The organism is Arthrobacter sp. SPT-J7 (genome assembly GCF_059089965.1).
Map to the genome: position 1 here is coordinate 1 of NZ_JBNHFF010000337.1, position 2,540 is coordinate 2,540.

2 protein-coding genes and 1 pseudogene are annotated in these 2,540 nt (G+C 59.5%); 1 reads left to right on the forward strand and 2 read right to left on the reverse strand.

Features of this window, described 5'->3' with window-relative positions; all coding sequences use genetic code 11:
• Both AC5RWX_RS32305 and AC5RWX_RS32310 read right to left on the reverse strand, forming a co-directional pair.
• A partial coding sequence (locus tag AC5RWX_RS32305; protein ID WP_494100259.1) for an NB-ARC domain-containing protein occupies positions 1-632 on the reverse strand: 632 nt, incomplete at its 3' end.
• Between the two features lie 224 nt (positions 633-856).
• Complete coding sequence (locus AC5RWX_RS32310) at positions 857-1,930, reverse strand: DUF3616 domain-containing protein (protein ID WP_494100260.1); 1,074 nt, start codon at positions 1,928-1,930, stop codon at positions 857-859.
• Positions 1,931-2,281: 351 nt separating this feature from the next.
• Here AC5RWX_RS32310 and AC5RWX_RS32315 point away from each other — a divergent pair.
• Positions 2,282-2,540 (forward strand): annotated as a pseudogene (locus AC5RWX_RS32315) (recombinase family protein); the annotation flags it as partial.

The following is a 2,540-nucleotide window of genomic DNA, read 5'->3' on the forward strand; positions in this document are numbered from 1 at the left end:
AGCGGGCCCACCATAATCGCTCGGTCGGAGGGCAAACCCGACGACAATCTCCCCGTCGCGAGGATATGTATGGTTTTACCTGATGGGATGATGTCCTTTAGGTCGGCATAATCAGCCACACCATCAAGGACTAGTAGAACTTCTTGGTCGTAGGACGATAGCTGGTCTTTAACCTTCTCAGCGCTCGTATGGGTGGGCGAGACATGCGATAGAGCGCGCCCGAGCCTGAGGACGTATTTTTCGACTTCAGCGTACGAAGACGCATCGAGCCACCAAATCACCTGCCAATCAGGGTTTCTTTGTATCGCGGTGGCCACCCTTGACGCCAGCACGGTCTTGCCGATCCCCGGCGGTCCTAAGAGACTCACGAAAGCATTGGGAGAAGCGAGTTGTTCTAGGATTTGTGTCTCCTCCTCGCGGAAAATGAGGTTAGTTGGATCTCGAGGTATAGCGCTCGAAACTGCTCGGGATTGCTGGCCAGCTCGCCGCCTCTCAACCAACTGCAAGACGAAGAACATTGCGCTCAATCCCAGGAAGAGACCCCAGGCAATGGCTGGATTTTTGAGGATGGCCAGTTCGTCCGGAAGCGCGGAACTGGCCAAATTCGTAGCCAGCGCCAGAAGCAAGTTCACGATAGCTAACCACCCTGTGACCATGCCTTTACGCCTCATTGCACAACCTTACAGACAGCAGGTCGGAGGCTGATTCGCGCTCTATAGCATTTCGCGAAGGCACTCGGATACGTCAGCTGGAACATTCAGTCGGTAGGGGCCATCCCACAACTCGCTTGACAGAATCTCCATTATCGGCGTTTGAAGTAGCTATTTGGGGATGGCGGTCAGCAGGTTCAGGTTGGTTACTGCCTGAGGCGGAAGACATCCGCATGGATGCCGTGTTGTTCGGTCTTGCGTTTGTCGTCGGGAGAGTCGTACACCACCAGGGCCGATTCGCCGTCCTCGAGCATGGTGATCCCTTCGGCCCGATCGTTGCCCTGTCCAAACGGCACGTTGAGTTCGCATCTCAAGTCGTCCTTGTGCAGGACGGCCTCGGCCTCCGACGTCAGCGCGTTTCGCCAGCGGAACACGGCCGTGCGGCCGTCGAGTTCCATAGTCGGTCCCGCCAGGACGAGCAGGTCATCTCCGTGACGGCACAGATCCCGCACCCCCAAACCACGCAGGTCGAGAAAGTGCTTGCGGTAGCGGCGCCCCTCGGGGCCGATCGGCTGCGGCTCGATGCCTGGCCCGTCGCCGGCTTCGAGTTCGAGAACCACCGCCCATCCGCGCAGTACGGGTCCGCGCAGGCCGATGAACACCCGGTGACCCCTAACGGCGATGCCCTCGCAGTCGAACCCGTTGTCCTTGCCCGGGATCGGATGGGACTGTATGAAGTCTCCAAGGTGAGGGTCATCGGACAGTAGATCCAGCAGACCCCCGCCGTTGCTCCCATCAGGGCCGAACACAGGGCGGTGGTGCTGCTCACCGTTGAGGCCGCCCCCTGGGCTAAGGAGTGTTGTGGTCGAGAGCCGGGCCAATACGCATCGTCGCTGGCTGACCTTGACTGTTGCCAGGGCTTTGCGGGCCTTGTCAGGGTTGTGCTTGTCCTTGACCCGTTTGCGGGCCGCGCTGTGGGACCCGAGTATCCACAGCGTGTCATCTTCGACGTCGAGGCCTTCGATATCGATTTCCCCTTCGCCCGGCAGGTCGAGGAAACCGGTGAGATCGAAACTGCGATGAGCGCCGGCCTGGTTGCCGTCAATGGTGAGTCGTTCCAGACTGGTCGTTTCGTCGTTGGCGGCCCAGAGGTGATCGCCCTGCCGAACGATGGCGGACAGTCCATCGCGGAGGTCCTCGTCCGGATCGGGGGTGCTGCGCTGATCGAGAACGAGCGTAATCTTGCCGGATGGTTTGTCTGCCTGGGGCCATGCGGTCATCGTGGATCACCCCAGCGTCCGCCCTGCTGCCAGTTCATCCGGAACGGTCCTGCTGGCGTCCTCGTCGGTGGCCGTTGGTTCGACATCTCAGCTCCAATACTTAGCGGGCGTGTTCAGGCTCTGCTCGTGAATGATTTTCTTAAGGTAATCGCTCATCCGGGCTTCGTAGAGGTGCCGGACCTCCGCCCCCCAGCTGCTCCGCCGTGTCATATCGTAATTAAGCACGGAAGTAAAAAGTAGCTGCGAGAACTCCCATTCCATGACGAAGCCAGCGTTTTCTCAGGTCAGACAACCTTTGCGACGGTGGCTGCATTCGGACGCAAGAACCTGAATTTGCCCTTATATAGATCAGTGGCGGGACAGCGGATCGGGTACGTGCGGGTAAGCACGCTGGACCAGAACGAGAAACGACAGCTCGAAGGCCAAGTTCTGGACCGGGTCTTCATCGACAAGGCTTCCGGCCGGGACACTACAAGACCAGAACTGACCGAACTGTTGCGGTCGCCCGAAATGGGGACACCGTGGTGGTGCACAGCATGGACCGGCCAGCCCGCAACCTCGATGACCTGCGTGCCCTCGTCCAAGGCCTCACCCGTAAAGGCGTGCGAGT

What these genes read in the sequence shown, in the direction of transcription:
- AC5RWX_RS32310 (WP_494100260.1), bottom strand. Translation starts at nt 1,930, where the DNA reads ATGACCGCATGGCCCCAGGCAGACAAACCATCCGGCAAGATTACGCTC.